At 64.0% G+C, this 3,153-nt stretch carries 3 protein-coding genes; 2 read left to right on the top strand and 1 reads right to left on the bottom strand.

The genetic code is table 11. The features are described 5' to 3' along the window. On the top strand, positions 1-988 hold a 988-nt coding region (locus ACWELQ_RS42105; RefSeq protein WP_452402578.1), incomplete at its 5' end, for a cytochrome P450. Positions 989-1,223: 235 nt separating this feature from the next. Further along, positions 1,224-2,894 carry a hypothetical protein gene (locus ACWELQ_RS42100; RefSeq protein ID WP_452402577.1) on the top strand — a complete coding sequence of 557 codons (1,671 nt, stop codon included), beginning with the start codon at positions 1,224-1,226 and terminating at the stop codon, positions 2,892-2,894. A gap of 73 nt (positions 2,895-2,967) precedes the next feature. Here the strand turns inward: ACWELQ_RS42100 and ACWELQ_RS42095 are convergent. Next, the coding region (locus ACWELQ_RS42095) for an alpha/beta hydrolase domain-containing protein (protein ID WP_452402576.1) at positions 2,968-3,153 on the bottom strand (186 nt) is incomplete at its 5' end.

The raw sequence follows: 3,153 nt of genomic DNA, 5'->3' as shown, positions 1-3,153 counted from the left end.
CACCTCCTTCCTGTGGATGGAGCCGCCGGACCACACCCGGCTGCGCAACCTGGTCACCAAGGGGTTCACCCCGCGCACGGTGGCCCGGCTGCGTCCGCGCATCGAGCAGCTCGCCGAGGAGTTGGTCGACAAGTCCTTGGAAGCAGGCGAATTCGACCTGGTCGAAATGATCGCCTACCCGCTGCCGCTGATCATCGCCTGCGAGCTGATCGGCGTCCCCGAGGAAGCCTACGAGCAGGTGCACCGGTGGTCGCAGGATCTGGCGCGCGGATTCGACCACGACTACACCCTGCCCGAGGAATCGCTGAAGGCGCGCAGCGCCGCCTCCCGCGGATTCATGGGCTACTTCCGGGAACTGCTCAACGAACGCCGCGTGCACCCGCGCGACGACCTGCTCAGCGCCCTGTCCCAGGTCGAGGACCGTGGCGACGTGCTCACCGAACAGGAACTCCTCGCCACCTGCATCACCACCTTCGTGGCGGGGCACGAGACCACCGCGAACCTCATCGGCACCGGCATGCTGCGACTGCTGCGCGCACCCGACCAGATCGAGGCGCTGCGCACACGCCCCGAACTCACCGCCGCCGCACCGGATGAACTGCTGCGCCTGGAACCCTCGGTCCAGATCACCACCCGCGCCGCCACCCGCCCGATCACCGTCGCCGGGCACCACTTCGAACCCGGCGAGGGCGTCGTGGTCCTCATCAACTCCGCCAACCACGACGAACGTGTCTTCGCCGACCCCGACCGCACCGACGTCGCCCGCTATTCCGACCCCAAGCGCCCCGCCAAGAAACACCTCGGCTTCAGCCTCGGCATCCACTACTGCCTGGGCGCCCCCCTCGCCCTCCTGGAAATGGAGATCCTCCTCGACGTCCTGCTCCGCAAAGTCTCCGCCCTGGACCTCATTTCAGACAATCCCCCCTTCAAACCGAACGTCGTGATCCGCGGCCTCGAATCCCTCCACGTAGCCTTCCACCCCGTCTGACCCGAGTCCTACCCACGGCAAGGCCGGGGCGGCGCCCCGTCCGGATCAATGATCCGGGCGGGGCGCTTCGTCGTTCGTATTCTGCTGACCGAGTGGTCGGTCCTGTGGTCGATAGGTAGATCGTGAAGGTGTTGCCAGGGTGCTGGAAGCCGGTCGAGTCGGTTCCGTGCGCTCTGCGGTTGGAGGTGGCGGGGGCTACGTAGAGGTGTTGTGGTGTTTGGGTAGTCGGGCACTCGTGACGGCGATGGGGGCGGTCGGATTCGATGAGGTGGTAATTATCAAGTGCGGTAGCGGTATTCGCCATCGCCATCCGGGGAGGTACGTAATGGGCGGGCATTTTGTGTCTGCGATCCATCCGCGCAAGGATGAGGGGGCGGTGAGTCTGTATGTGGTCGGGCAGGACGGGCAGGTGTCGTCGAACTTCTGGCCCGCATCGTCCGGGATGACCTGGAGCGAGTGGTACGAGGTTGGTACGAATCCGGCCGGTTTCCCGGAAGGGTGTCAGATCAGTGTCGTTCATCCGCGTTCGGATGAGGGTGCGGTGAGTCTTTATGGTGTTGCGAATGATGGGAAGGTGTGGTCGGCGTTTTGGCCTGCGCCGGATGGGTCGGGGAAGTGGTCGGGGTGGTTTCCGTTGGGGGACAATGTGTTCACGCCGGGGTCGCCTGTCGGGGTGATTCATCCGCGGTCGGATGAGGGTGCGGTGAGTTTGTATGTTGTGGGGTTGGATGGGAAGGTGTGGACGAATTTCTGGCCTGCGGGTTCGCCTGCGAATTGGAATGGCTGGTACTCGTTGGACAATCCTGTTTTGTTCCCGCAGTCGGCGACGGTTAGTGTGGTTCATCCGCGTTCGGATGAGGGTGCGGTCAGTCTTTACGCTGTCGCGAATGATGGGAAGGTGTGGTCGGCGTTTTGGCCTGCGCCGGATGGGTCGGGGAAGTGGTCGGGGTGGTTTCCGTTGGGGGACAATGTGTTCACGCCGGGGTCGCCTGTCGGGGTGATTCATCCGCGGTCGGATGAGGGTGCGGTGAGTTTGTATGTTGTGGGGTTGGATGGGAAGGTGTGGACGAATTTCTGGCCTGCGGGTTCGCCTGCGAATTGGAATGGCTGGTACTCGTTGGACAATCCTGTTTTGTTCCCGCAGTCGGCGACGGTTAGTGTGGTTCATCCGCGTTCGGATGAGGGTGCGGTCAGTCTTTACGCTGTCGCGAATGATGGGAAGGTGTGGTCGGCGTTTTGGCCTGCGCCGGATGGGTCGGGGAAGTGGTCGGGATGGTTTCCGTTGGGGGACAATGTGTTCACGCCAGGGTCGCCTGTTGCGGCGATTCATCCGCGATCCGATGAGGGCGCGGTGAGTTTGTACGTGGTCGGGCTCGATGACCAGGTGTGGACGAACTTCTGGCCCGCGGGCACTCCGGCGAACTGGAACGGCTGGTTCGCGGTCCCGCACACCAAGGTTTGGGGCGATCCGCAGCATCCGATTCAGGTGACTTTCGATGACTCCACCGCGTTGGGCGGGACGATCAGCGTGGTCATGAACGACAACGGGGACTGGACGTTCACCGGGCACCTGCACGACAGTGGTTTCGACAGCTACGATTTCACACTGGCCGTGGTGATCATGACACCGTCCGGCATCGCGTACGCGCTGTCTCACCAGGGGCACACCGAAGGGACGAGTGCGAACCCGTTCGGACCGAACCGGGATTGCGATTGGACCACGTCGGGCAACAACCCGTCCATTCGTGACAACTGGTCCCAGGTGATCCAGGGTCGATTGCAATGGCGCATCGTGGCTCAGGACCTCCTGGCCCAGGAAGTATCCGATCTCGTCCAGAAGGTCATCCACGACCTCGTGTCCGCCGCGGCCGCCGCGGGGGTTTCTGCGGTAGTCGCCCTGCTCTGAACCGACTGCGCCGCAGTGTGAGAACCCAATCGAGACCCGGCGAGTTCGGCCGGGCGATACGGCCCCGTCCGGATCAATGATCCGGGCGGGGTTTCGCGTGATTCGTGGCGGCCATGGCGAGTATCTCCGGCACGTCCTCGGCGAGGAGGAAGCCGGAGGCGACCGCCTTGTCGGTGGCCGCTCTGAAGGCTGTGAGGTAGTCGTCCGGCGGAGGGGCCTGGAGGGGGCGGGTGCAGCCGAACATGATGGCGGGGCCGCC

The organism is Nocardia sp. NPDC004722, assembly GCF_053601505.1.
This window is presented reverse-complemented; position numbering and strand designations above follow the sequence as displayed.